This window comes from Frankia sp. AgB1.9 (assembly GCF_016786355.1).
Classification (GTDB): domain Bacteria; phylum Actinomycetota; class Actinomycetes; order Frankiales; family Frankiaceae; genus Pseudofrankia.
In genome coordinates this window covers 8,669-33,029 of record NZ_JADWYX010000058.1, presented here as the reverse complement: position 1 = coordinate 33,029, position 24,361 = coordinate 8,669, and the positions used below count along the sequence as shown (strand labels likewise).

At 73.1% G+C, this 24,361-nt stretch carries 21 protein-coding genes and 1 pseudogene; 12 read left to right on the top strand and 10 right to left on the bottom strand.

From position 1 onward, the window contains the following. Positions 1–417: 417 nt before the first annotated feature. The 8 genes from urtA (at position 418) to I6A60_RS22825 (ending at position 8,447) form a co-directional block, all read left to right on the top strand. A complete protein-coding gene (urtA, locus tag I6A60_RS22860) occupies positions 418–1,644 on the top strand; it encodes an urea ABC transporter substrate-binding protein (RefSeq protein ID WP_203022311.1) in 1,227 nt (408 codons plus the stop codon). A gap of 39 nt (positions 1,645–1,683) precedes the next feature. Further along, complete coding sequence (gene urtB / locus I6A60_RS22855) at positions 1,684–2,562, top strand: urea ABC transporter permease subunit UrtB (protein ID WP_203022310.1); 879 nt, start codon at positions 1,684–1,686, stop codon at positions 2,560–2,562. Continuing rightward, the gene (urtC, locus tag I6A60_RS22850; RefSeq protein WP_203022309.1) at positions 2,559–3,800 is read left to right on the top strand and encodes an urea ABC transporter permease subunit UrtC; all 1,242 of its coding nucleotides are present in this window, start codon (positions 2,559–2,561) and stop codon (positions 3,798–3,800) included. The genes urtB and urtC overlap by 4 nt, the downstream gene beginning before the upstream one ends. After that, positions 3,800–4,642, top strand: coding sequence for an urea ABC transporter ATP-binding protein UrtD (gene urtD / locus I6A60_RS22845; RefSeq protein ID WP_203022308.1), 843 nt, complete (start codon positions 3,800–3,802; stop codon positions 4,640–4,642). The genes urtC and urtD overlap by 1 nt, the downstream gene beginning before the upstream one ends. An 82-nt stretch (positions 4,643–4,724) precedes the next feature. Continuing rightward, positions 4,725–5,432, top strand: a complete 708-nt coding sequence (urtE, locus tag I6A60_RS22840) for an urea ABC transporter ATP-binding subunit UrtE (protein WP_203022307.1) — start codon at positions 4,725–4,727, stop codon at positions 5,430–5,432. 41 nt (positions 5,433–5,473) lie between these two features. Then, on the top strand, positions 5,474–6,334 hold the full coding sequence (locus I6A60_RS22835; protein ID WP_203022306.1) for an SAM-dependent methyltransferase: 861 nt from the start codon (positions 5,474–5,476) through the stop codon (positions 6,332–6,334). Between the two features lie 146 nt (positions 6,335–6,480). Beyond that, a complete protein-coding gene (locus I6A60_RS22830) occupies positions 6,481–7,656 on the top strand; it encodes a dienelactone hydrolase family protein (protein WP_307873816.1) in 1,176 nt (391 codons plus the stop codon). A gap of 287 nt (positions 7,657–7,943) precedes the next feature. Then, positions 7,944–8,447, top strand: a complete 504-nt coding sequence (locus I6A60_RS22825; RefSeq protein ID WP_203022305.1) for a hypothetical protein — start codon at positions 7,944–7,946, stop codon at positions 8,445–8,447. Positions 8,448–8,465: 18 nt separating this feature from the next. Here the strand turns inward: I6A60_RS22825 and I6A60_RS22820 are convergent, their stop codons facing one another. The 5 genes from I6A60_RS22820 to I6A60_RS22800 all read right to left on the bottom strand — a co-directional run bounded on the left by I6A60_RS22820 (position 8,466) and on the right by I6A60_RS22800 (position 13,104). Continuing rightward, a complete protein-coding gene (locus I6A60_RS22820) occupies positions 8,466–9,107 on the bottom strand; it encodes a hypothetical protein (protein WP_203022304.1) in 642 nt (213 codons plus the stop codon). A gap of 165 nt (positions 9,108–9,272) precedes the next feature. Further along, positions 9,273–10,238 (bottom strand): FadR/GntR family transcriptional regulator, encoded by a 966-nt coding sequence (locus I6A60_RS22815; protein WP_203022303.1) that lies wholly within the window; start codon positions 10,236–10,238, stop codon positions 9,273–9,275. Positions 10,239–10,485: 247 nt separating this feature from the next. Next, the gene (locus I6A60_RS22810; protein WP_203055686.1) at positions 10,486–10,836 is read right to left on the bottom strand and encodes a PaaI family thioesterase; all 351 of its coding nucleotides are present in this window, start codon (positions 10,834–10,836) and stop codon (positions 10,486–10,488) included. Beyond that, positions 10,812–11,567 (bottom strand): hypothetical protein, encoded by a 756-nt coding sequence (locus tag I6A60_RS22805; protein WP_203055685.1) that lies wholly within the window; start codon positions 11,565–11,567, stop codon positions 10,812–10,814. The genes I6A60_RS22810 and I6A60_RS22805 overlap by 25 nt, the downstream gene beginning before the upstream one ends. A gap of 367 nt (positions 11,568–11,934) precedes the next feature. Then, positions 11,935–13,104 (bottom strand): cation diffusion facilitator family transporter, encoded by a 1,170-nt coding sequence (locus tag I6A60_RS22800; protein ID WP_203055684.1) that lies wholly within the window; start codon positions 13,102–13,104, stop codon positions 11,935–11,937. Positions 13,105–13,485: 381 nt separating this feature from the next. Here I6A60_RS22800 and I6A60_RS22795 point away from each other — a divergent pair, with 381 nt between their 5' ends. The 3 genes from I6A60_RS22795 (at position 13,486) to I6A60_RS22785 (ending at position 18,615) form a co-directional block, all read left to right on the top strand. After that, a complete protein-coding gene (locus I6A60_RS22795; protein ID WP_203041835.1) occupies positions 13,486–16,170 on the top strand; it encodes a carboxylate--amine ligase/circularly permuted type 2 ATP-grasp protein in 2,685 nt (894 codons plus the stop codon). Positions 16,171–16,272: 102 nt separating this feature from the next. Next, positions 16,273–18,054, top strand: a complete 1,782-nt coding sequence (locus tag I6A60_RS22790; protein WP_203022299.1) for an N-acetylglutaminylglutamine amidotransferase — start codon at positions 16,273–16,275, stop codon at positions 18,052–18,054. A gap of 135 nt (positions 18,055–18,189) precedes the next feature. Continuing rightward, on the top strand, positions 18,190–18,615 hold the full coding sequence (locus I6A60_RS22785; protein ID WP_203022298.1) for a GNAT family N-acetyltransferase: 426 nt from the start codon (positions 18,190–18,192) through the stop codon (positions 18,613–18,615). A 30-nt stretch (positions 18,616–18,645) separates the two neighbouring features. On the opposite strand, the gene I6A60_RS22780 is transcribed toward I6A60_RS22785, so the two are convergent. The 4 genes from I6A60_RS22780 to I6A60_RS22765 form a co-directional block, all read right to left on the bottom strand. Beyond that, on the bottom strand, positions 18,646–19,830 hold the full coding sequence (locus I6A60_RS22780; protein WP_203022297.1) for an amidohydrolase family protein: 1,185 nt from the start codon (positions 19,828–19,830) through the stop codon (positions 18,646–18,648). A 136-nt stretch (positions 19,831–19,966) separates the two neighbouring features. Further along, the gene (locus I6A60_RS22775) at positions 19,967–20,479 is read right to left on the bottom strand and encodes a hypothetical protein (protein WP_203022296.1); all 513 of its coding nucleotides are present in this window, start codon (positions 20,477–20,479) and stop codon (positions 19,967–19,969) included. 24 nt (positions 20,480–20,503) lie between these two features. Continuing rightward, positions 20,504–21,319 (bottom strand): crotonase/enoyl-CoA hydratase family protein, encoded by an 816-nt coding sequence (locus I6A60_RS22770; RefSeq protein WP_203022327.1) that lies wholly within the window; start codon positions 21,317–21,319, stop codon positions 20,504–20,506. A 214-nt stretch (positions 21,320–21,533) separates the two neighbouring features. Then, a complete protein-coding gene (locus I6A60_RS22765) occupies positions 21,534–22,058 on the bottom strand; it encodes a protein-tyrosine phosphatase family protein (protein WP_203022295.1) in 525 nt (174 codons plus the stop codon). Positions 22,059–22,207: 149 nt separating this feature from the next. On the opposite strand from I6A60_RS22765, the gene I6A60_RS22760 reads away from it, so the two are divergent. Then, positions 22,208–23,212 (top strand): aldo/keto reductase, encoded by a 1,005-nt coding sequence (locus tag I6A60_RS22760; protein ID WP_203022294.1) that lies wholly within the window; start codon positions 22,208–22,210, stop codon positions 23,210–23,212. 8 nt (positions 23,213–23,220) lie between these two features. Here I6A60_RS22760 and I6A60_RS22755 read toward each other — a convergent pair. Then, a pseudogene (locus I6A60_RS22755) lies at positions 23,221–24,361 on the bottom strand (serine/threonine protein kinase); the annotation flags it as partial.

Sequence of the window (24,361 nt, the reverse complement as noted above, 5' to 3'; positions counted from 1 at the left end):
TGGGGGTCCCCGCCGTCCTGGGCCGTCCTCAGGGCACGGGTGTGACCCACCCGACAGACACCGGCCGCGCGACTCGATGAACGAGTACGTAACACACGGTGAACGACGTCCGGAGTCACCGCCGGATTTTCCGGGCCGTTCGAGAAACGGCCCGGAAACACCTGCTGCTGAGCGTAACAATCTCATGACGTGCTTCCCTGGGCGAGGCGCGCCGAGGGCTTCTGCCCTAACGTGTGTGTGTTCTCCTCGCATTCCTTGTCAACGGGGATGCGGTCGTTCGCCCGGCGCGTTCCCGGTGGCACCGGCCCGGAAAAACACCGCCCTCGCCGGATTAACGTTCGCTTAACTCGGCGAGGCTGCCGCGGTAACGGGTCTCCCTAGACTGATCGTTACCAGCGTCCTAGGGAGGGCACGGAATTGTTTCGAAAGTCCTGGCGTAGGTTGGCGCCGCTCGCGGTGCTGCCTGCTCTTCTGCTCGCGGCCTGTGGGGGGTCGGGGGGATCGTCCGGCGGTTCGTCGTCGTCGGACACCGTCAAGGTTGGCCTGCTGCACTCGCTGAGCGGCACCATGGCCATCTCCGAAGTCACGGTGAAGAACTCCGAGATGCTCGCTATCGACCAGATCAACGCCAAGGGCGGCGTGCTCGGGAAGAAGATCGAGCCGGTTGTCGAGGACGGCGCCTCGGACTGGCCGACCTTCGCCGAGAAGGCGCAGAAGCTCATCTCGCAGGACAAGGTGGCCACCGTCTTCGGTGGCTGGACGTCGGCCAGCCGCAAGGCCATGCTGCCGGTGTTCGAGAAGAACAAGGCGCTGCTCTGGTACCCGGTCCAGTACGAGGGCCTCGAGCAGAGCCCGTACATCTTCTACACGGGCGCGACCACCAACCAGCAGATCATCCCGGCGCTGGACTACATCAAGGAGCAGGGCAAGAAGAAGATCTTCCTGGTCGGCAGCGACTACGTCTTCCCGCGGACGGCCAACAAGGAGATCAAGGCCTACGCGGCGGCGAACGGGATGACGATCGACGGCGAGGAGTACCTCCCGCTGGGGGCGACCGAGGTCTCGACGATCGTCAACAAGATCCAGCAGGCCAAGCCTGACTTCGTCTTCAACACGCTCAACGGCGACTCGAACGTGGCCTTCTTCAAGCAGCTGAAGTCGGCCGGCATCGGCCCGGACCAGATCCCGACCATGTCCGTGTCCATCGCCGAGGAGGAGGTCAAGGCGATCGGCACGCAGTACCTGGCCGGCCAGTACGTCGCCTGGAACTACTACCAGACGACCGACACGCCCGCGAACAAGGACTTCGTCGCCGCGTTCAAGGCCAAGTACGGCTCGGACAAGGTGACGTCGGACCCGATGGAGGCCGCGTACAACGCCGTCTACCTGTGGAAGGCCGCGGTCGAGAAGGCCGGGTCGTTCGACGTCGCGAAGGTAAAGGCCGCGGCTGACGCCGGCGGCATCGCTCTCGACCTGCCGGAAGGCCACGTCACCATCGACGGCGCCACCCAGCACGTCTACAAGACCGCCCGCATCGGTCTCATCGGCACCGACGGCCAGATCAAGGCCGTCTGGTCGTCGCCCGGCCCGATCAAACCCGATCCGTACCTGAAGAGCTACCCGTGGGCAGCGGGACTCTCCTAGGCACCTGACGGGTCGACAAAGGGAAATGGTTGGGTTGACGTGAACGGGTTCCTGAACCAGCTGCCGATCGGGCTGAGTATCGCGGCCGTGCTGCTCATGTCGTCGCTCGGTCTGACCTTCACCTTCGGTCAGATGGGCGTCATCAACATGGCGCATGGCGAGTTCATCATGGTGGGCGCCTATACGACCTACATGCTGCAGAGCTGGGCCGGGCATGAGGCGGTGCTGGCCGCCCTGCCGGTGGCGTTCGTCGTGGCGGGCCTGTTCGGTGTGATCCTGGAGCGGACGCTGATCCGCAGGTTCTACGGGAGACCACTGGACACGCTGCTGCTCACCTGGGGAGTCTCACTGATCCTCCAGCAGCTGGTTCGGGACCTGATCGACAACCGCGGCGTCCAGGTCGTCGCCCCCGGTTGGCTCATCGGGGGCGCAGACTGGGGCGGCGTCCGGATTCCCTACAACCGGGTGTTCATCTTCGCCCTGGCGATCGTCTGCCTGGCGGCGATCTGGCTCTACATGAGCCGCACCCCGGCCGGCCGGCGGATGCGGGCCGTGATGCAGAACCGCGAGCTCGCGGCCTGCAGCGCGGTCCGCACCGACCGGGTCGACCAGCTCACGTTCTTCCTCGGCTCGGGCCTCGCCGGCGTCGCCGGGGTCGGCCTGACCCTGGTGGGCACGATCAGCCCGACCCTGGGCCAGCGCTACATCGTCGACGCGTTCCTCGTGGTCGTCGTCGGCGGCCTCGGCCAGCTGCGCGGCGCGGTGATCGCCGCCTTCGCGCTCGGCCTGCTCAACAGCTACTCGGAGTTCTGGACCAACTCGAGCCTCGCCAAGGTGATCGTCTTCGTGGCGATCGTGGCCTTCCTGCAGGCTCGCCCGCAGGGCCTGTTCCAGCTGCGCTCGCGGGCGTTGACATGAGCGCCCCCGCCGACGTGCCGGCGCCGGTCGGGGCCCCCGGCGGTGGCTGGCGCTCGAAGCTGCTGACGGCACGGGCCGGCTGGCTGTCCTCGTTCGCCGTCGTGCTGGTGGTCGCGGCCATCGCTCCGCTCTTCCTCGGCGCGTCGTACCAGCTGCCGCTGTTCACCAAGTACCTGTGCTACGCGATCATCGGGATCGGCATCGGCCTGGCCTGGGGCCAGGGCGGCATGCTGACCCTCGGTCAGGGCCTGTTCGTCGGCCTCGGCGGCTACGCGATGGGCATGTACCTCAAGCTGCACGACGCCGGCCCGGGCAAGGTCCCGGACTTCATGAACTGGAGCGGCGTCGAGAAGCTGCCGGCGTTCTGGGAGCCGTTCCGCAGCCCCGTGGTCGCGCTGGTCGCGGTGATCGTCGCGCCGGTCATCGTCGCGACGCTCCTCGGCCTGCTGGTCTTTCGCCAGCGCGTCCGCGGCGCCTACTTCGCGATCCTCACCCAGGCGCTCGCGGCCGCGTTCGTGATCCTGCTCATCGGCCAGCAGGGCTACACCGGCGGCACCAACGGCCTGACCAACTTCAGCTCGTTCTTCGGCATCGACACCTACGCGGACAACGGCCGCCGCGAGCTGTACTACATCACCGCCGGCGTCCTGCTGGTGATCTTCCTGCTGCTGCGCCTGGTGGTGCTCAGCCGGTTCGGCCGGCTGCTGCTGGCGATCCGGGACGGGGAGGACCGGGTCCGCTTCCTCGGCTACGACCCGACGGTCATCAAGACGATCGCGTTCGCGATGTCCGCGGTGACGGCGTCGGTGGGCGGCGCGCTGATCGTCCCGGTGATCGGCATCATCAACCCCGGCATGCTCGACATCGTCCCGTCGATCGAGCTGGTCATCGCGGTCGCCGTCGGCGGCCGGTACTCGCTGGTCGGCGCGGTCGTCGGCGCGATCGTCGTCAACTGGGCGAAGTCGACGTTCTCCGACGACTACCCGTCGGCGTGGACCTACTTCCAGGGCGCGCTGTTCATCGGTGTCATCGCGTTCCTGCCCCGCGGCATCTCCGGGCTGTTCTGGACGATCCGGGACAACGCCGCCTGGGCCGCCGGGCGGCTCGGCCTGCGGCTGCCGGGGGACCGCGCGGGCAGAGCCTCCGGGCCGCCGGCCGGCGTCCTCGACGCGGCCCCCAACCCGAGCGCGGTGCTGATCCCCGACCAGAGCACGTCCGGCGCGAAGGGAATGACCTGATGACCACGGACGCGCCCGCCCCCGCCCCGGTCGACCCCCCAGCCGACGCGCCGGCCGACGAGGCGCTGCTCGCCGTCCGCGGGCTGCGGGTCGTCTTCGACGGCTTCGTCGCGATCGACGGCATCGACTTCACGGTGAACCGCGGTGAGCTGCGGTTCCTCATCGGCCCCAACGGCGCGGGCAAGACGACGCTCGTCGACGTCATCACCGGGCTGACGAAGCCGACGAGCGGTTCGGTGACCTTCGCCGGCACGGAGCTGGTCGGCCAGCGCGAGCACCGGATCGTCCGGCTCGGCATCGGCCGGACGTTCCAGACGGCGACCGTGTTCGAGGAGCTGACGGTCCTGGAGAACATCGACCTGGCGGCCAGCTTCCGCACGCCCGTCCCGGCGCTGTTCCGCCGGCGCAAGGGCATCGGTGACCGGGTCGCCCAGGTGCTGGAGACGACCCAGCTCACCGAGCTCGCGAGCCGCAAGGCCGGCATCCTCTCGCACGGCCAGCGGCAGTGGCTCGAGATCGGCATGCTGCTCGCCCAGGACCCACGGCTGCTGCTGCTGGACGAGCCCGTGGCTGGCATGACCAAGGACGAGCGTGAGCGCACCGGCCAGCTGCTCCAGCAGATCGCCAGGGAGCACACGGTCGTCGTCATCGAGCACGACATGGAGTTCCTGCGCCGGTTCGCCCGGCTGGTCACCGTCCTGCACGAGGGCAAGGTGCTGATGGAGGGCACCGTGGCCGAGGTCCAGGCCGACCGGCGGGTCCAGGAGGTCTACCTTGGCCGCGCGTCCGAGGAGGCCGGCGGCCCCGTGGCGGCGGCCGCGGAGCTGGAGGCGGCGCCGTGAGCCGGGGCGCCCGCCCGGCCGCCCGCCCGGCCGCCAGCCCGGGAACCGCTGCAACGAACGAGCGAACGGAGCCGACGACACCATGACCGACGACCTGATGCTGAGGGTGACGTCGCTGGACGTCGGCTACGGCCGGGCCCAGGTGCTGTTCGGCGTCAGCCTGGAGGTCCCGCGCGGCTCGCTGGTCTGCGTGATGGGCCGCAACGGCGTCGGCAAGACGACCCTGCTCAACGCCCTGCTCGGCGTGCTCAGCCCGTCCGCCGGGAAGATCGAGTTCGACGGGAAGGACGTCACCAAGGTCCCCACGTACTCGCGGGTCCGCCGGGGGATGGGGTACTGCCCGCAGGGCCACGAGACGTTCCCGCAGCTCACCGTCTACGAGAACCTGCAGGTCACCTGGGAGGCCGCGAAGGGCAAGAAGGGCGCGATCGACGAGGCCCTCGACGTCTTCCCCAGGCTGAAGCCGTTCCTGCGCCGCCGCGCGGGGTTCCTCTCCGGCGGCCAGCAGCAGATGTTGGCGATGGCCCGCGCACTGGTCACCGGCCCCCGCATGCTGATCCTCGACGAGCCCACCGAGGGCATCCAGCCGTCGATCGTCGCCGAGATCGAGGAGGTCATCGAACGCCTCCACAAGGAGGTCGGGCTCGCGATCCTGCTGGTCGAGCAGTACGTCGACACGGCGATCAAGCTCGCCGACAGCTTCATCGTCCTCGACGCCGGGCTCGTCGCGCACGCGGGCACCGCGGCCGACCTCCAGAACGCGGACCTCGTCCGGCTGCTGGCGGTCTGAGACATCCGGGCCGGTTCGTCGCAGCTGGTTTCGTCCGGATTATGATTGCGAAACTCGGTGATGCGGACAGTGGGGGGTCGGTGGCGGTGGCGGAGCCGGCTCAGTCAGTGGATCTGCGCACCGACGTCGCGCATTCGGCCCGGATGTACGACTGGTATCTGGGCGGCAAGGACAACTTCCCGGCCGACCGGGTGGCCGGCGAGAAGGTCCGCGAGGTCCTGCCAGCGGTGCCGCAGTCGGCCGTGCAGAACCGGGCCTTCCTGGTTCGCGCGACCCGGTTCCTCGCGCGTGAGGCCGGCATCCGGCAGTTCCTGGACATCGGCACCGGCATTCCGACCCGGCCGAACCTGCACGAGGTCGCGCAGGGCGTCGCGCCCGAGGCCCGGATCGTGTACGCCGACAACGACCCGATCGTCCTCGCGCACGCCAGGGCCCTGCTGACGAGCACCCCCGAGGGCCGCACCGCCTACCTCGACGCCGACGTCCGCGACCCCGAGCGCATCCTCGCCTCGCCCGAGGTGCTGGAGACCCTCGACCTGACCAGGCCCGTCGGGCTGTCGCTGGTGGCGATCCTGCACTTCGTCGACGACGAGGACGGCGCGTACGACATCGTCCGGCAGCTGATGGCCGCGCTGCCGGCGGGCAGCTACCTGACGCTCAGCTGCCTGACCGCGGACTTCGACCCCGGCCCGGTGAAGACGGCCGTCGGCGTCTACCACGCGCAGGGCCTGACCTGCGTCGCCCGCCCGCACGCCGCGACGCTGCGGTTCTTCGACGGCCTGGAGGTCGTCGCTCCCGGCCTCACCCCGACCCACCTGTGGCGGCCGGACGACCTCGCGCCGTCACCGGAGGCAATCGCCGGCGGCAACATCATCTACGGCGCCGTCGCCCGCAAGCCCTAGCGCGCCAGCCGTTTCGGCGCGGCCGGTCGTGACCGGCCCCGGTGGTCGGGCCGTGACGTGCCGGCAATTCGACTACCGTCAGTAGCGTGGGGGCGCCGACCGGTCGTGGGGACCTGCGAGTACGGGGCGTTTCATCCCGTCGCAGGGTGTCCGTCGCGGCGCTTGCCGTGGTCGCCGCGCTCGCGCTGGCCGGCAGTGGGCCCGCGTCCGGGCCGGCCGGGCTCACGGTCCCGCTGGCCGCCCTCGCGTCCCCGGCCCTCGCCAGCGCCGCGGGCGATGACCTGCCGGCGCCGGACGAGCTCGGCGGTCACGGCGTCGGCTACCAGACCGTGACGATCGTCGACGAGTTCAGGAACCGGACGCTGACCACCGCCGTCTGGTACCCGTCCGAGGCCCGGCTGCCCAGACCCGGTGGCACCGCCGGCGGGTCGGTGAACCCGGCGAGCTACGAGATCGCGCCGAGGGTCGGGATCCAGTCCCGGGTGGCGGTCGCGGACGCACCGGTCGAACGGGGGCGCTTCCCGCTGGTGGTGATCTCCCACGGGAGTGCCGGTAACCGGGTGCAGCTAGCGTCGCTGGCCGAGGTGCTGGCCAGCCACGGCTACGTCGTCGCCGCGCCCGACCACCCGGGCGACACGATGGCCGACTTCGCGGCCGGCCGGGACGAGTCCCAGATCGGCGAGGCGAGCGACCGGCCGCTGGACGTCAGCGCGGTCATCGACTGGATGCTGTGCCCCGACCGTGAGTTCGGGCCGGTGCTGAACCCCGACCAGGTCGCGGTCGTCGGATTCTCCTTCGGCGGGCTGACCGCGCTGGTCTCGCCCGTCGGGTTCGTGCACGCGCCCGGCGACCCGAGGGTGCGGGTCGTCGTGGCGATCTCGCCGGCGAGCGAGGTGCTGCCGGCCGGTGTCGTCGCCAGGATCCGGGTGCCGACGTTGCTGATCGGGGGCACCGTCGACCCGCTCACGCCGATCGAGCACAACGCGGACCAGACGTTCGGCGAGCTGACGTCGGCGCCGGACCGGCTGGAGGTCCGGGTGCCGCAGGGGACGCACAACTCGTTCACCGACCTGTGCGACCAGGCCTACCTGGCCGCGAACGGACTCGTACCACAGGGGATCCGCGTCCGCCTGCAGCTCGGCGCGCTGGTCACCTGCCTGCCGCCGATGGTCGTGGCCGCCCAGGCACAGCAGATCGCCCGCTGGTACACCGTCGCCTACCTGGAGCGTTACCTGCGCGGCGACGCCCGCTACGGACGTTTCCTGACCCCCGCCGCGTCCGCGGCCCTGCCGGTACCGGTCACCGTCCGCACGGCGCCCTGACCGCCGGCGGCCAGCCGGCGGCATCGCGGCTGTGGTCCCGGCTGGCCGGGCCGGGGCGGTCCCACCTGCGGATCCGATCACGGTGCACCGGCCCGGTGGTGGCCGTGCGCGCGAAAAGAATGACCGCGCGTGCCCGGACCCGTTACCGTATGCCGACCGGGCTGAGACTGGCCCGTGCCTGGTCGTCAGGCGGGCCGCACGGCCGGTGCCGTGCCGGTCGCGCACTTCGGCGGCCCGGCCAGGTGGCGCGGGGGCGCTCGCGCCCCACGAGGAGGTCATCCCACCCGATGTCCGCGCGGCAGGTGCGCAGGTTCCAGCTCGAACGGGACGTGGACGTGTCGGGGGTGTCGGGGACCGGCGCCGTCGCCTACGGCGCCCAGTCGCCGGACGGCACCTGCGTCCTGTGGTGGGCGTCCGGCCTGGAGTCGACCACGATCTACCCGAACATGGACACCCTGCTCGCCGTCCACGGCCACGGCGGGATGACCAGGGCCATCTACATCGACCCCGAGAGCTGGGACGGCGCGCCGGGCGCGGGCGTCGACGGTGGCGGTGACGCCGCCGATCGCCTGGCGAGCCCCGCGGCGCCCGCGTGCCATGGCACGGGCGCGGGCGGCCCGGCCGACGCCGCGGAGCACGAGGCGCCGCTGGCCGAGCCGGAGCTGGACGAGGAGCCGGCCCACGCGGTCAGCCGGGCGGCCACCAGCAGGGGAGGGCCGCGCGCGGCGGCCCACCAGCCGGCCACCCGCGCGGTCAGCCGTTCCCTGCGGTCCCCGACCCGCTCGGCCTGACCACCGCCCGGGGGCCGGTCAGCCCAGCGGGCGGAACGAGCCCTGCGGACGGTCGTACCCGTCGTGGGTGTAAACGGCCAGCGTGGCGGCGACGTCCGGCGGCTCCAGGCCGTGGGCGCCCAGGGTGAGCCAGAGGCTCGACATCAGCATGAGGCTGTGGTGCAGGAGGCACTCGGCGTAGCCCGCGACCCGGGTGTGAGCCGCCGCGCGGAACGCCGTGGCCGTGCCGACGTCGTCGGTGAGCGCGGCGAGCGCCCCGGTACGGACCTGCGCGGTCAGCAGCTCCCAGACCCGCTCGGTCTCCGGGGCCTGTGGGCCGCGCCAGATGCCGCAGAGGGTGAGCCGGTCGAGCACCTCGGACGGCGCCGCCCCGGTCCGCAGGTGCAGCACGACGGCCCACGAGGCGATCAGCCAGCACACCGAGCGCAGCGTCGGCATCGGGTCGCCCGCGAGGCGGCCGGCGAGGACGGTCTCCGCGTCGGAACGGGTGGTCGGATCCAGCCAGCGGGCCACCTGCTGCTCGACGGTGACCAGCTCGGTGATGGGCAGGTCGGCCGGGTCCGGGCGCGCGAGAGCGGCTGCGCGTCGGGACACGGTGTCCACGAGCGCCAGCACGCCTGGCTCGGGAAGCGTCTGCCAGGCAAGACCCGCAGGCGCCATGGCGCCACACGCTAGACCCCGGGACGGGGGCTCCACCACACGGATGGGCGAATCGGCGCGACGACTTGTGCGCGCGGTGCGCGCGAGGCCGTCCGGGCCGGTCCTGGGTGCGGGACCACGGCGATTGCCGCGGTCCCGCACCAAGGCGTGACCAGAGGTCGGGCCTCAGCCGCCGAGCAGGTCGAGCAGCGCAGCCGACTGCTCGTCGGCGGCCTCGGCCACGTGCCGGCGCCAGAGCGCCTCCGCCGCGTCCGGGTCGCCCTGCTCGATCAGCTCCACCAGGCGCCGGTGCACGTCCAGGTGCGCGCCCAGCTCGTCCCGGCCCTCCGCGTCGGCGGGGCCCGACAGCTCGGGACGCTCGCCCGCCGCCGGCTGGTGGCCGGTCGCCGCGGTGTGCAGGATGTGGCGGAGCATGTTGTCGATCACCGTGAGCGTCTGGTTTCCGGCCAGCTCGACGAGCAGGTGGTGGAAGCCGTTCAGCGCCGCCCACGGGTCCGGGCCGGTGCCGTCCTGGCTGGCCGCCGGAGCGGCGGTCACCTGGTCGCCGTCCATCGCCGCGGCGGACTCGCTCAGCGCGGCCCGCAGCCGGCTCAGCACCGGCCCGGCCGGCGCCTCGGCCAGCATCCGTACCGCTGGCGTCTCCAGGGACGCCCGCGCGTGCTGGACGTCGGCGACCGTCGTCTGCCTGTGCTCCAGCACGAGCCCGGCGTAGCGGGCCGCGACGTGACCGTCCGGCCGGTGCACCCGGGCGCCGCCGTGCGCGCCGCGGCGGACCGAGATCAGCGCCTCCGATTCCAGGACGCGGAAGGCCTCGCGCAGCGTCGGCCTGGAGACGCCGAACTGCTCCATGAGGACCGCCTCGGGAGGCAGGGCGTCGCCCTCGACCAGCTCGCCGCGCACGATCTGCCGGCGCAGGTGCGCGGCGACCAGCTCGGCGGTCTTGGGGACCCGCACATGGCGCCCGACCCGCCCGTCGTCCAGCAGCGACGGCGGGGCGGGGCGACCCGTTCCGCCGGCCAGCGCGGCCGCGCCCACCGCTGTGCCCATCGGGCCGCCCACTCTGGTCATGCGCACCGGGTGGGCGCTCCGGCGGGCCGTGTCGAGATTGGTGGCCGGTTGCAGTAACGCCATGACTCGTCCCCCTGTGGGTGGCTGGGCGGCCTGCCGCCCAGGCCGCGAGCTCGCTCTCGCGATGTCGCGGTGAGTCTTGCAGGGGAGTTGTAGTCACTCGGTCACGGGTCGCGTAATACCACGGTGTGATACGAAGAATGTAACACACTGTGAAGATGCCTGATTACGATCCGTAAATGTAGGTTGCCTACGGACTACTGGTTCCGCCGCTGCCGACCGCCGTCAGCTGGCGTCTCAACCAGGGATTCTACGGCTGCGACAGACGGTGGCTGGTGCGGGAGACCGTCGCCCTGCCGAGCACGCTCGGTGGCGCTGCTGCCTGACCCACCTCGACGTCGACCACGGCCAGTCGCCGCCCGAGGTGGCGGACAGTCGCCACCGCCGTCACCTCCGCCTCCAGCGTCAGGAAGCGGACGACCGTCAGGTCGAGCGACAGGGTGTGCACCGTGGAGCCGGTCGGCAGCCGCCGGGCGAGCACGGTGCCGATCGCCGCCTCCACGAGCGCGCAGCTGGCGGCCGTGTGCACCCGGCCGAGGCGGTTGGCGAGCCAGGCCGGCGGCGTCAGCCGCAGGGTCACCCGGTCGCCGTCGTGGTCCACGTCGGCGGCCAGCTCCGCGAGCAGGGGATGCGACGGCGGCCGGTGGCGGACCAGCCCGTCGGGTGTCTGCCGCGCCGCCGCGTCCGCCTGACCGCGGTCGGTCGGGCCGGCGCGGTCGGCCAGCCCGGCGGCGTCCTCGGCGCGGTCCCGGTCGGCGCTCGTCGACCGGATGACGGCGCGGATCGCGGTGGCCGTCGCCAGCGGGCGGCCGCCGGGGTGCTGACGGTCGCGGTCACCCGGCGTAGCGGCGCGCCGGCCTCGTCCGCCTCGGTGTCCTGCACCCGCGCCTCGGCGCGCAGCTCGACCTGGCGCGGACGGGTCCGGCCGGCCGCCTGCGCGGGGACGAACACCGACACCGCGGGCGCGGCCGCCCCGAGGCCAGGCCAGCCCTCGGCCGGGCCGCGGGTGTGCAGCTGGAGAGCCGCGGTCTGGGTCAGCTCGTCGGCCGCCAGCCCGGCGTTGCCCGCGGCACCCATCGCGATCTCCGCGAGGGCGGCGACGGCGGCCGTGCCGAGGTGGCCACCGGGCGTCGGGCCGGCGAGCCAGGCCGGAATGGTCATCGTGGCGGTGGCACGCCCCGCGGCGGTGGTGAGCAGGCGGGCGCCGGCGGCGTCGGCGAACGGGCTGCCCACCGGTACGCCGGTCCGCGCGGCCTCGTCGGCGGGCGCGGTGCCCGCCGCGGCCTCGGTCGCGCCCCCGGCGGTCAGGATGCCCGCCTCGTCCCCGATCACGTGCTTGTGTCTAGCAGGCTTCAGCTGATTACTGAATAAATGGTCCCGGTCACGTGACGTGCCTCACTCCGGGATGGGTGAATGTCGTTCCCGGTGCCGCGTCGCACGCTCACCGTTCAGCCATAAATGTCGCAATTGCGCGTTCCGCCCGTGTGCGCGGATGTCCGCGTGTCGATCGCGCGTGGTGTACCGGCCGCGCCGAGTAGACCCGCCGGCGCCGGCGCCCGCGGGCGGACGGACACTGGATCCGAGAACGGGGCCGGTGCCGGGACACCGGCCCCGTTCTCCCGTCACCCGCCAGTTCCTGTCGTCACGCGGCGTTGTTCTCCGCGCGGTTCTCCCGCGCCGGGATGTCGGCGGTGTCCGGTTATCCCTCACCCGCGTCGTGGCCCGGCTCCGGCGGTGTCGGGGTGACGGAGCACTGCCAGCGGGGGCCGAGGGTGATCGTCAGCAGGGTCGGCTCGGCGTGGTCGACCTGCAGGGTGACGTGGTCGATCCGCCAGCGCTCCCGCAGCAGGTGGCGGGCGGCGTCCTGGATCCGGTGGCAGTCCCCGGCCGGGTCGACCAGCAGGTGCGCGGACAGCGCGGCCATCCCGGAGGTGACCTCCCAGACGTGCAGGTCGTGCACGTCGGCCACCTCGTCGAGGGCGGCCAGCGCCCGGCCGATCTCCGCCGGGTCGACGCCGACCGGGGCCGCCTCCATGAAGACCCGGCCGGTGTCACGGATCAGGCCGTACCCGGCGCGGACCATCATCGCGGCGACGACCAGCGCGGCGAGCGGGTCGGCCCGGGTGAACCCGGTCAGGATGATCACAAGGCCGGCCGCGGCCGTCGCCAGGAAGGCGAACAGGTCGGTGAGCACGTGCTGGAAGGCGCCCTCGACGTTCAGGCTGCGCCGGTCGGCGCGGGCCAGCAGCGTCGTCGCCCCGACGTTCACCGCGACCCCGACGAGTGCGGTGACCAGGACCGGCGGGCCGGCGACGCCGGTCGGGTGCACGAGCCGGCCGATCGCCGGCACGGCCAGCACCAGGGCGAGCGCGAGCAGCGCGAAGCCGTTCGCCTGCGCGGAGAGGATCTCGATTCGCCGCCAGCCGTAGGTCAGCGGGCCGCCCGCCGGGCGCGCGGCCAGGCGCATCGCGACCAGCGCCAGCGCCAGCGAGCCCGCGTCGGTGAGCATGTGCGCCGCGTCCGACAGCAGCGCGACCGAGCCGACGGCGAAGCCGACGATCGCCTCGGCGATCAGGAAGCCACCGATCAGGGCCAGCGCCGCGGTCAGCAGCCTGGCGTCCGCCGACGCCGACGGCCGGTGGGTATGCCCGCCTGGGCCATGGTGGTGACCGTCGTGGCCGCCGCCAGGCTGGTCGTGGTCGGGCTCAGGGTGGCCCGCGTCGGGTCGTTCCTCGTGCCGCGAGGCGGCCGGGGAGGCGGCCGGCGAGACGTTCGGGGAGGCGGTCCTGGACGCGCCGTCCGGGCCGTGGCCGGCGTGCGGGCGCGGACTGCGCTGCTCGTCGGCCGCGTGGTTCGTCGGACCGGTCACCGATGCCCTCGGTGGCGGAATGGCCCGTTCCTCCGGCCGTCCAGCGCGTTCAGCGTGATTTCCAGGACACCCACCGGAATAGGCGCCGAAACGGTTTCCGAAATCATTTCCGGCGCATTCGTTGGGGTTTTCACGGGCATGCTCGCCACAGTACGCCGGAGAGTCCTTCCGCCCATCCTGCTCGCCGTTGTTCGACCCGGGTGCCGGGCGGCCTGACGAGCCGGCCAGCGCCACTGCCTGCCCAGACGCCGGCGGCTCCCGGGCGACCGGTGTGGCCGGCGACGGGTGAGACGACCGGCCGGTGGGCACGAAGCGCTGGACGGGCGGGCGGTTCACACCCGCCACATGCCGCCGCAACCGAGGAGACGTAGCGTGGCGACCATGAGCGACACGCCGATTCCGGCCGTCGGCGTCGAGGAGGAGTTCCACATCCTCGATCTGGTCACCCGGGCGTTGGTCCCCCGGGCCGGGGAGATTCTGGAGGCACTGCCAGCCGGGCGCTTCACCTCCGAGCTCCTCAAGTCCGTCGTGGAGACGAACAGCGCGCCGACCCGCGATCTGGCCGCGCTGCGCGCCGACCTGGTCGACCTGCGTCAGGAGCTGGCCGCGGCCGCCGAGCCGCTCGGGCTTGGTCCGGTCGCCGCCGGCACCGTCCCGATCGTCGACCCGGACCGGCTGGAGGTCAGCCGCGACCCGCGTTACCTGCAGATGACCGAGGAGTACCAGATCCTCGCCCGGGAGCAGGTGATCTGCGGGGCGCACGTGCATGTCGACGTCGGTGACCGGGACACCGCCATGGCGGTCATCGCCCGGGTCGGCCCCTGGCTGCCGCTGTTCCTGGCCCTCTCGGCGAGCTCGCCGTTCTGGCTGGGCGCCGACAGCGGCTACGCGAGCATGCGCACGATGGTCTGGCAGCGCTGGCCGACCGCCGGGGTGACCGGCCGGTTCCAGACCGCCGCCGAGTACGACCAGCTGGTCGCCGACCTGGTCAAGTCCGGGGTGATCAGCGACCCGGGCATGGTCTACTTCGACATCCGGCCGTCGGCCCACCTGCCCACCGTCGAGCTGCGCGTCTGCGACGCCTGCCCGGACGTGGACACCGTCGTGCTGATCGCGGGCCTGTTCCGCGGCCTGGTCAGCCACTCGGTCGCCGCGATCGAGGCCGGGGCGCCCGTCGAGCTGCCGCGCGCCGAGCTGCTGCGGGCCGCCACCTGGCGGGCCGCCCGCTCCGGGCTGGAGGGTGACCTCGTAGAGCCGTCGGGCGGCGGCGCGGGGCCGGTGCCGGCCGAGGACCTGCTGGGTCGGCTGCTCGCCGAGATCCGGCCCCAGCTGGAGGCGGCGGGGGACTGGGAGCTGCTGACCGAGCTCGCCGAGCAGGCTATTCAGCGTGGCAGCGCCGCCGCCGCGGCCCGCCGGGCCTTCCTGCGCCGCGGCCTGCTGACGGACGCCGCCGACCTGCTGCTCGCCCGCACCCGCCAGGCCGAGCCGAGCCTGACCGGCTCGGCGGCCGCCGCGGGCTCCGGTGACTCCACCGCGCTGGCCCGGGCCGACCGGGTCGCGCCGGCGCTGCTGTCCGGGTACCAGGGCCGGCCGGACTTCCAGCCGGACGGCTACGACGAGGCCCTGGACGCCCGTGGCCTGGTCCGCCCGAGCTACCGGGGGGTGCTGCGCACGCTGGAACGGATCGGCCCGGCGGCGCTCGCGGAGCGGGCCGCGGCCCGCCGGGCCACCCAGACCGCCCAGGGCATGGTCTTCCGCGTCGCAGGCGAGGACGAGACCCGGCCGCTTCCGATGGACCTGGTGCCACGGATCGTCGACGCCGCCGACTGGGCGATGATCGGTACTGGCCTGGTCCAGCGGGTCCGGGCGCTGGAGGCCTTCCTGCGGGACGTCTACGCCGACGGGCATGCCGTCGCCGACGGGATTCTGCCCGCCTGGGCCGTGCCGGCGTCGCCGGGCCTGCGGCACTGGGGGCACGCTGTTCCCGCGGGCGCCATCCGCGCGACCGTCAGCGGCATCGACCTGGTTCGCGGCGGCGACGGCCGGTGGCTCGTGCTGGAGGACAACCTGCGGATCCCCTCCGGGGCCGCCTACGCGGTCGCCGCGCGCTGGCTGACTCGCGGCGCGCTGCCCGAGCTGTCGGTCCGGCCGGGGATTCTCGGCCTCGACGCGGTGCCGGCCCTGCTGCACGCCGCGCTCGTGGCCGCGGCGCCGACCCGGGCCCGCGGCCGCGACAGCCACGGCGTTCCGGCGGTCGCGGTGCTGACCAGCGGGCCGGAGGACTCCGCGTACTTCGAGCACCAGTTCCTGGCCGAGCAGATGGTCGTCCCGCTGCTGGAGCCGCGTCACCTCGTCGTCGACGACGGTGCCGTCCGCTACCTCGACCCGGCCGGCGGAGCGCCGCGGCCGGTCGACGTGCTCTACCGGCGGATCGACGACGACGACCTGTACGCCGCCCTCGGTGCCGACGGCGCGCCGCTCGGCCCCCCGCTGGCCGCCGCGCTCACCGCCGGGACCGTCAGCCTGGCCAACGCCCCGGGCAACGGCGTCGCCGACGACAAGGTGGTCTACGCCTACGTCAACCGGCTGATCCCGTACTACCTGGGTGAGCAGCCCGTGCTGGACGACGTCCCGACCTACGTCTGCGGCGACCCGGCGCAGCTCGACCACGTGCTGGCCCACCTCGACGAGCTGGTCGTCAAGCCGGTCGACGGGTACGGCGGCGCCGGCGTCCTGATCGGCCCGCGCGCCCAGGCGCACGAGCTGACGGAGGCTCGCGCGCAGCTGCTCGCCGAGCCGCGGCGCTGGATCGGCCAGGAGGTGGTCGCGCTGTCGACCCATCCGACCTGGGCCGTCGACGACGTCACGGCCGCCGAGGCCCCGGGGGCCGGGGCCGGCGAGGGCCGGTTCGAGCCGCGCGCCGTCGATCTCCGGGCGTTCGTGTACCAGGGCGAGCAGACGGTGGTGGCGCCGGCGGCCTTCAGCCGGGTCGCCCCGGCCGGCAGCCTCGTCGTGAACTCGTCCCGGGGTGGTGGCTGCAAGGACACCTGGCTACTGCGGAGCTGACCTGGTCCGGTATGCCCCGGTCGATCCGGGGCACAACGGAGCAAAGGGGCGAGCGGCGCGACCGGCAGTCGACGACCGGACGAGCGATGATCGGGAGCGGACATGTGTGGGCTGAGCGGGGAGCTACGGCTGGACGGCCAGCCGGCTGACGTCGCGGCGGTCGCCAGGATGACGGCGGCGCTGGAGCGGCGCGGCCCGGACGGCGTCGGCCTGTTCTCGGCCGGCCCGGTGGCGCTCGGCCACCGTCGGCTGAAGATCATCGACCTGTCCGAGCGCGGCGCGCAGCCGATGACCGACCCGGAGCTGGGCCTCACGGTCGTGTTCAACGGGTGCGTCTACAACTACCAGGAGCTGCGCGACGAGCTGACCGCCGCCGGCTACCGGTTCTTCTCCGGCTCGGACACCGAGGTCGTGCTCAAGGCCTACCACCGGTGGGGGGTCGGCTTCGTCGACCACTTCGCCGGGATGTTCGCGATCGCCGTCCACGAGCGTGACAGCGGCCGGCTGGTGCTCGCCCGGGACCGCCTCGGCATCAAGCCGCTCTACGTCAGCGCCGACGCCAGCCGGATCCGGTTCGCCTCGACCCTGCCCGCGCTGCTCGCCGGCGGCGGGGTGGACACCGAGCTCGACCTCGTCGCGCTGCACCACTACCTGTCGTTCCACGCGATCGTCCCGCCGCCGCGCACGATCCTGCGCGGGGTGCGCAAGCTGCCCCAGGCGACGGTCCGCGTGATCGAGCCGGACGGGACCAGCACCGACAAGGTCTACTGGCGGCCCGACTTCACCCGCCGCGCCGAGCACGCCAGCTGGTCGGCGCTCGACTGGCGCGACGCCGTCGCGGAGAAGCTGCGCGTCGCGGTGCGCCGCCGGATGGTCGCCGACGTGCCCGTCGGCGTGCTGCTGTCCGGCGGGCTGGACTCCAGCATGATCGTCGCGCTGCTCGCCCAGGCCGGGCAGGCGGGCCTGGCGACGTTCAGCGTGGGCTTCGACGCGGCCGGCGGCGAGACGGGCGACGAGTTCCACTACTCCGACCTGGTCGCCAAGCACTTCGGCACCGACCACCATCAGATCCTCGTGCCGAACGTGGACCTGGCGCCCGCGGTGGACGCGGCCATCGACGCGATGAGCGAGCCGATGGTCAGCCACGACTGCGTCGCGTTCTACCTGCTGTCCCAGGAGGTCGCCAAGGACGTGACCGTGGTGCAGTCCGGGCAGGGCGCCGACGAGGTGTTCGCCGGCTACTCCTGGTATCGGCCGCTGGCCGCCGTGCCACGGGAGGAGGCCGTCGAGAACTACCTGCGGGTCTTCGCCGACCGGGCCCACGCCGACCTGGCCGCGGTCGTCTCGCCCGACCACCTGATCGAGGCCGACGCGAGCCGGCACTTCGTCGCCGAGCACTTCGCGTACCCCGGCGCGCAGACCTCCGTCGACGCGGCGCTGCGGATCGACTCCACGATCATGCTGGTCGACGACCCGGTGAAGCGGGTCGACAACATGACGATGGCCGCCGGGCTGGAGGCGCGCACGCCGTTCCTCGACCACGAGCTGGTCGAGCTCGCGGCCGCCTGCCCGCCGGAGTACAAGCTCGCCTCCGGCGGCAAGGGCGTCCTGAAGGACATCAGTCGGACGCTGCTGCCGGACGAGGTGATCGACCGTCCGAAGGGCTACTTCCCGGTGCCCGCGATCCGTCACCTGTCCGGCCCGATCCTCGACCGGGTGGCGGCGGCGCTGCACGACCCGGCGGCCCGCCGCCGCGGCCTCTACCGGGCGGAGTGGGTGACGGCGGCGCTCGCCGCGCCCAACGAGGAGCGCACCAACCTCGGCGCGAACGCGCTCTGGCAGGTCGGCCTGCTGGAGATGTGGCTGCAGGCCCACGGAATCTGACCGGCCGGCCAGTCGGGCAGGTCCCCGAAGGCCCAGCGGGACCACAGTCCGCGGGCCGAGCGGACGGGTCGCGACAAGGCGGCCTTGCGTGGGCCAATCCCTCCATCACGCCTTGCAACTGGCAGAATACGAACTGTGAAGATCGAGGAGCTGGGAGCGGACGGGACCGAGAAGGCGTACGACGCGATGCGCCAGCTGCGCCCGCACCTGACCTCGGCCGGGTTCGTCCGGCTCGTCAACGAGGTGCAGCGACCCCAGGGCTACCGGATCGTCGGGTCCTGGGACGCGGCCTCGGGCCGGGTCGTCGCCGCGGCCGGCTTCCGGCTGCAGCACATGCTGGCCCACGGCCGGGTTCTGGTCGTCGACGAACTGTCGACCGTGCCCGCCGCCCGGGGCCAGGGCCACGCGTCCCGGCTGCTGGCCTGGCTGGAGCGCGAGGCCCGCTACCACCACTGCGTCCAGGTGCACCTCGACGCCGGCACCCACCGGTATGACGCGCACCGGCTGTACGTCCGCAACGGCTTCTCGATCAAGTCCTTCCGGCTGACCCGCCGCCTGTGAGCGGGCGGCCCGTGGGACGTTGTCCGGGGGTCAAGCCGGGCGCGGGGTGGCGAGCGCGACGGCGTTCTCGCGCAGCACCAGCCGGCGATCGGTCGGGGTGAGCGCCTTCGTCTCCGGCACGTAGTCCAGCGGTGCCGGCAGGCCCTCGATGTGCGGCCAGTCGGAGCCGAACAGGACCCGGTCGGCGCCGACCCAGCCGACCACCGAGGCCAGGTCGTCCTCCCAGAACGGGTTGATCCAGACGTGCCGGCGGAAGATCTCCACCGGGTCCTCGCGGAACCAGCCGGGCAGCTTGCGCGCCTGCGAGCGCAGCTTGCGGAACAGGTCCGGCAGGAACTCGGCACCGTTCTCGACCGAGGCGACCCGCAGGTTCGGGTACCGAGCCAGGTGGTTGGACAGCACCATCGTCAGCAGGTAGTTGTGCACCGCCTCCTCGATCGCGAAGCTGGCGATCGTCGGGCCGTAGCCGGCGCCCGAGAAGCTGAAGCTGTGGCTGTCCGGGCCGTACCCGTCGGACGACACCCCGCTGTCGCCGGCGTGCACGACCAGCGCGAGCCCCGCCTCGTTCAGCCGGGCCCAGAACGGGGCGAACATCGGGTCGAACGGGCTGCGCTGGCCGAGCGCCGTCGTCGGCGCGGCGGCCCGCATGACGACCATCCGGGCGCCGTGGTCGATGGCCCATTCCAGCTCCTCGACGGCCCAGTCGACGTCGGCGAGCGTCAAGTACGGCGCGGTGAGGACTCGTCCCCGGTAGTCGAAGGTCCAGTCCTCGGCGAGCCAGCGGTTGAACGCCCGGAACGTCGTCGTCACCGCCACCGGGTCGTGCCGCAGCGGCTCCTCGTAGATCATGCCGAGCGTGGGGAACAGGAAGCAGCCCTCCAGCCCCTGCTCGTCGAGGACCCGCAGCCGGGCGGCCGGGTCGCGGTACTCGGCCCGGACCGGCTCGCTGTCGCGGATCAGGTCGAGCGGGTTGGCCTTGTCGGGGTTGCCCCGGAAGTAGGCCGCGAGGCAGCCCGGCCTGGAGATCGGGTCGAACGTCGCGTTGGACACCGCCCGGCTGACCTGGCCGCCGAGTACGTGGTACTGCCGGCCGTTGATCGTCGCCCACTGCACGCAGCGCGGCCCGTCCCGCGGGTCCAGATGCCGGGTGAAGGCGTCGACGGCCTCGTAGTAGTGGTTGTCCGCGTCCCACACGGGGTGCCCAAGCTCTTCCACCCCGCGATCGTAGAACCGGTTCTACTGCCCGTGCAGGCTTACCGGGTCCGGTATGCGTCAAGGTCCCAGATTTGGGACTCCCAAATCTGGGACTACTGGATGGTGGCGCTGTCGGACCGGGTGGGCGGCGACGTGTTCAGGTGCCCCGGGTGCGGGTGAGGGCCAGTTCGCCGGCGCGGACCCGTTCGAGGCTGCTGGCGACCGCTTCGACGACCTGCGGCAGTGAGGCCGTCAGCTCGGTGGCCGACTCCTCATAGTCGGCCAGGTCGTCGACCTGTGCCGCCGCGAGCAGCGCCATCGGGTCGGCCAGCCGGTCGCGCAGCCAGGCGACCGGGTCGCCGGTCAGGGCCCGGTCGAAGACCCGTTCGCCCGGCTCGTTGTCGGTCACCACCGGGTGGTGGTGCACCCGGTCGCGGCTGCCCGGTCCGCGCTCCACGGACTCCAGCAGATCGACGCGCAGCAAAGACGTGTCGACGACGATCCGCTGCGAGGCGTAGATCGACCCGCGCCACGGCTGGGGCTCGACGAGCCGCAGCTCGACGCGCACCCCGCGCTCGGGCCCCTCCTGGCCGGGCGCCGGGTCCGGATCGACGAAGTACAGATCCCTGACGGTCACGGCCAGCCGGTCGAAACAGAAGACGCTCAGCATCCGGACACCCCTTCCCCTCCAGGTCTAAGTACCAGTGAAGACGGGGTCGCGCTTCTCCAGGAAGGCGATTGGGCCCTCCATGGCGTCTTTCGAGCGCATGACGGCGCCGCCCTGGCGCTCCTCGATGCCGAAGGCGTCCGTCTCGGGCAGTGTCTCCGTCTCGCGCAGGGTCGCGAGGATGGCACGCACCGCCAGCGGGCCGTTGCGCGCGATCCGGTCGGCGATCTCGCGGGCCTTGGCCAGTGCCTGCCCGTCCGGTACGACGTGGTTGATCAGGCCGAGCTCGTGCGCGCGTCGCGCGGTCAGGTCCGCGCCGGTCAGCAGCATCTCCGCGGCGACGGCGTAGCCGATCTGGCGGCGCAGCCGGACCGCCGAGCCGGCCATCGGGAACAGGCCGCGCTGCACCTCGGTCACCCCGAACACGGCGCTTTCCCCGGCGACCCGGATGTCGGTGCCCTGCAGGATCTCCGTGCCGCCCGCCCGGGCGAAGCCCTCCACGGCCAGGATCACCGGCTTCGTCGGCCGGTACCGCTTCAGGTAGGCCTTCAGCGAGATACCCGGGTCGTCCTGCAGCCGGATGATCCACTCGTTGTCCCGGACCCCCTGGCGCAGCCGGATGATCTCGCCCAGGTCCATGCCGGCGCAGAACGTGCTGCCCGCCCCGGTGAGGATCGCGACCCGCAGCGAGTCGTCCTCGTCGAGCCGGCGCCAGGCGTCGTAGAGCCGGCAGAGCACCTCCGCGTTGGTGGCGTTCCGCTTGGCCGGCCGGTTCAACGTCACCGTCAGCACGGCACCGTCAGCCTCCACGAGCACCAGCGGCTCAGAGGCCTCGGCGAGCACGAGCGGCTTAGATGCCTCGGCGAGCACGAGCGGCTCTGGGGCCTCGGCGAGCGACCCCGGCTCGGTGGTCTCAACGAGCGACCCCGGCTCCGTGACCGACTCCGACAACGGGTCCTCCCAGTGAACTAGAACACGTTCCACCGACTGGGTCGGACGATAGGCGACCGCGGCCTGGCTCACAAGGGGATCACCCGGGCACGTCCCGGGGCCGAGCTCACTCGGGCCGCGCGGCCTCGGTGAGCGCGGCGAACCACCGGACCCAGCGGCGCTGGCCAGGAGTCTCGACGGCGCGGGGCCGGTAGTGGCGACGCGTCCAGGCGACGGCGTCCTCGGCGGGGTGGCCGGCGAGGACCGCCATGCACGCGAGCACCGTCCCGGTCCTGCCGGTGCCCCCTCGGCAGGCGACCTCGACGCGGCGGCCGGCGTGGGCCAGCTGGTAGGCCTCGCCGATCGCCTGGGCGGCGGCGTGCGGGTCGCGCGGGGTACGGAAGTCGGGCCAGTCGAGCCAGACCGCGGGCCAGTCGCCTTCGCCGGCGGCCGTCGGGGCCGCGGGCTGGCTGGACGGCCGCACCGACCGGCGTGGGGTCCCGCCCGCGCGTCCCAGGTAGAGGCCGTGCTCCGGGCGCGGCCCGTCGGGCAGACCGTCCCGCTGGCCCCGCCCCCGGATGTGGGTGCCGTCCGGCAGCCGGATGACTCCGCTCAGCGGCGCGCTCACGTGCACAGTATGCAATTTGGCCATCTGTCGTCCTCGTCCGGACCCGCGGGCGCGGGCCGCGCACCGTCACCCGTGCCAGTGCCGGCCCGGTGGGCAACCTGGTTGTGCCGATTCGCGCGCACATGGTCGCGCGTCGGACAGCGTCGGGCGACGCAGCTGTGTTGACTGTGTCCATGCGGTATGTGACAGGGCTTGACGCGGTCAAGGGCTCGAAGAAGATCTCGAAGATCGGGCTGGGGACCTGGCAGTTCGGGTCGGGCAACTGGGGCTACGGCCCGGACTACGCCCGTCGTGAGGCACACCAGATCCTGCGGCGCGCGCTCGAGCTCGGGATCACCGTGATCGACACCGCCGAGATCTACGGGATGGGCGCGAGCGAGCGGATCGTCGGCGCCGCGCTGCGGGACGCCGGCGAGGAGCTCGCCGAGACCGCCTTCATCGCGACGAAGATCCTCCCGGTCGTCCCGGTGGCCTCGGTCGTCGAGCAGCGCGGCCTCGCCAGCGCCCGGCGCCTCGGGATCCGCCGGCTCGACCTCTACCAGATGCACCAGCCGAACCCGATCATCAAGGACGGCCCGGCGATGCGCGGCATGCGCGGGCTGCGCGAGGTCGGGCTGATCGACCACGTCGGCGTCTCGAACTACTCGCTCACCCGCTGGCAGGCGGCCGAGACGGCGCTCGGCGGGCCGGTGCTGTCCAACCAGGTCGAGTACAGCCTGGTGCACCGGGCCCCGGACGAGATCCTGATCCCGTATGCCGAACGGTCCGGCCGGCTGATCATCGCCTGGAGCCCGTTGGCGCAGGGCCTGCTCTCCGGCCGGTACGACGTGACTAACCAGCCCGCCGGCAAGGTCCGGATCGGCAACCCGCTGTTCCTGACCGAGAACCTGGCCCGGGTCACCCCGCTGCTCGACGTGCTGCGCGAGGTGGCGGCGGCGCACGACGCGAGCTGCGCGCAGATCGCGCTGGCCTGGGTGATCCACAACCCGTGCGTGATCGCGATCCCGGGCGCCTCCAGCGTGGCGCAACTGGAATCCAACGCCGCGGCCGCCGAGATCGCGCTGAGCGACGACCAGTACGCCGCGCTGACCGACGCGGCGGCCCGGTTCACCCCGCTCACCGGCCCGTCGGCCTGGGCGGCCATCGCCACCCAGCGGATCCCGCAGCTCTCCCGCTGAACCGGCGCTCAGCGGGGGCCGATGGCCGCGAGCGCGCCGACGGTGCCGTCCACGCGCAGCACTGTGATCCGGCCGTCCGCCGCACCGGTCGCCAGGATCGTTTCGCCGTCGCCGGCGGGCCAGACCGCCAGCGCGTTCGGCCCTGAGGACGACGGCCACGGGGGCGTGGCGGGGTGCGCGGGCCTCGGCCGGGTGGCCGTCGGGCCGCCGGCGTGGCCGGCCGGCGCCTGACCGACCGAGCCGTCCAGCGTGAGGACCGTGAGCCGACCGGCCACGCTGTCCGCGACGACCAGCTGGCCCCGCGCCGTCACGGCGAGCGAGGCGGGCGCCGTCAGCCGTGGTCCGGCGCCGTCCCAGGAGGTGGCCAGTGGGTCACTCGGCGGCTGGTACCGGCCGCCGGCGACGGTGAGCAGTTGCCCGGCGGGGGTGACGGCGCGGACGCGGCCGTTGCCGGTGTCCGCGACCAGGACCCGCCCGTCCGCCGGCGCGAGCACCCCCGACGGCCGCAGCAGCCGGGCCCTCGCCGCCGGGCCGCCGTCGCCGGAGTCGCCGGGCTGGCCGGCAGGCGAGGCACTCGCTGGTGCGGCGCCGGCCGGCCGGAGGTCGACCCGCAGGACCCGATGGTTGCCGGTGTCGGCGATGACGAGGCGTCCGGCGACGTCGACGGTGAGGCCGCGCGGGCCGCGCAGGACGAGGTCGGCCGGGTCGAGGCTGGTCCAGCCGCGCGATTCGGCGCCGTCCGGCCTGGCCCTGGCCGCGCCGCCGGCGACCGTGTCGACCAGGTCCGCGCCGACGTCGACCCGCCGGATCAGACCGTTGCCACTGTCGGCCACGAACAGCGAGCCGTCCGGGCCGGCGGCGAGGCCGGTCGGGGTGTCGACCCGGGAGCGGCGGGCCGAGCCGGTGTCGCCGGAGAAGCCAGCCTCGCCGGTGCCGAGCACCGGCCACACGCCGGCGTCCGGCCCGATCCGCAGGACGACGTGGCGGGCCGGGACGCTGACGTAGACCGCGCCGTTCGGGCCGACCGCGAGGCCGTGCGCGCCCGGCACGACGACGGGCACCGGCGCCGCCCCGCCCCCCCCCGGCCGCCCGGGCCCCGGAGGCGCCCCGGCCCCGGTGGCCCCGCGCGGTCCGTGCCGCCCCGCCGCG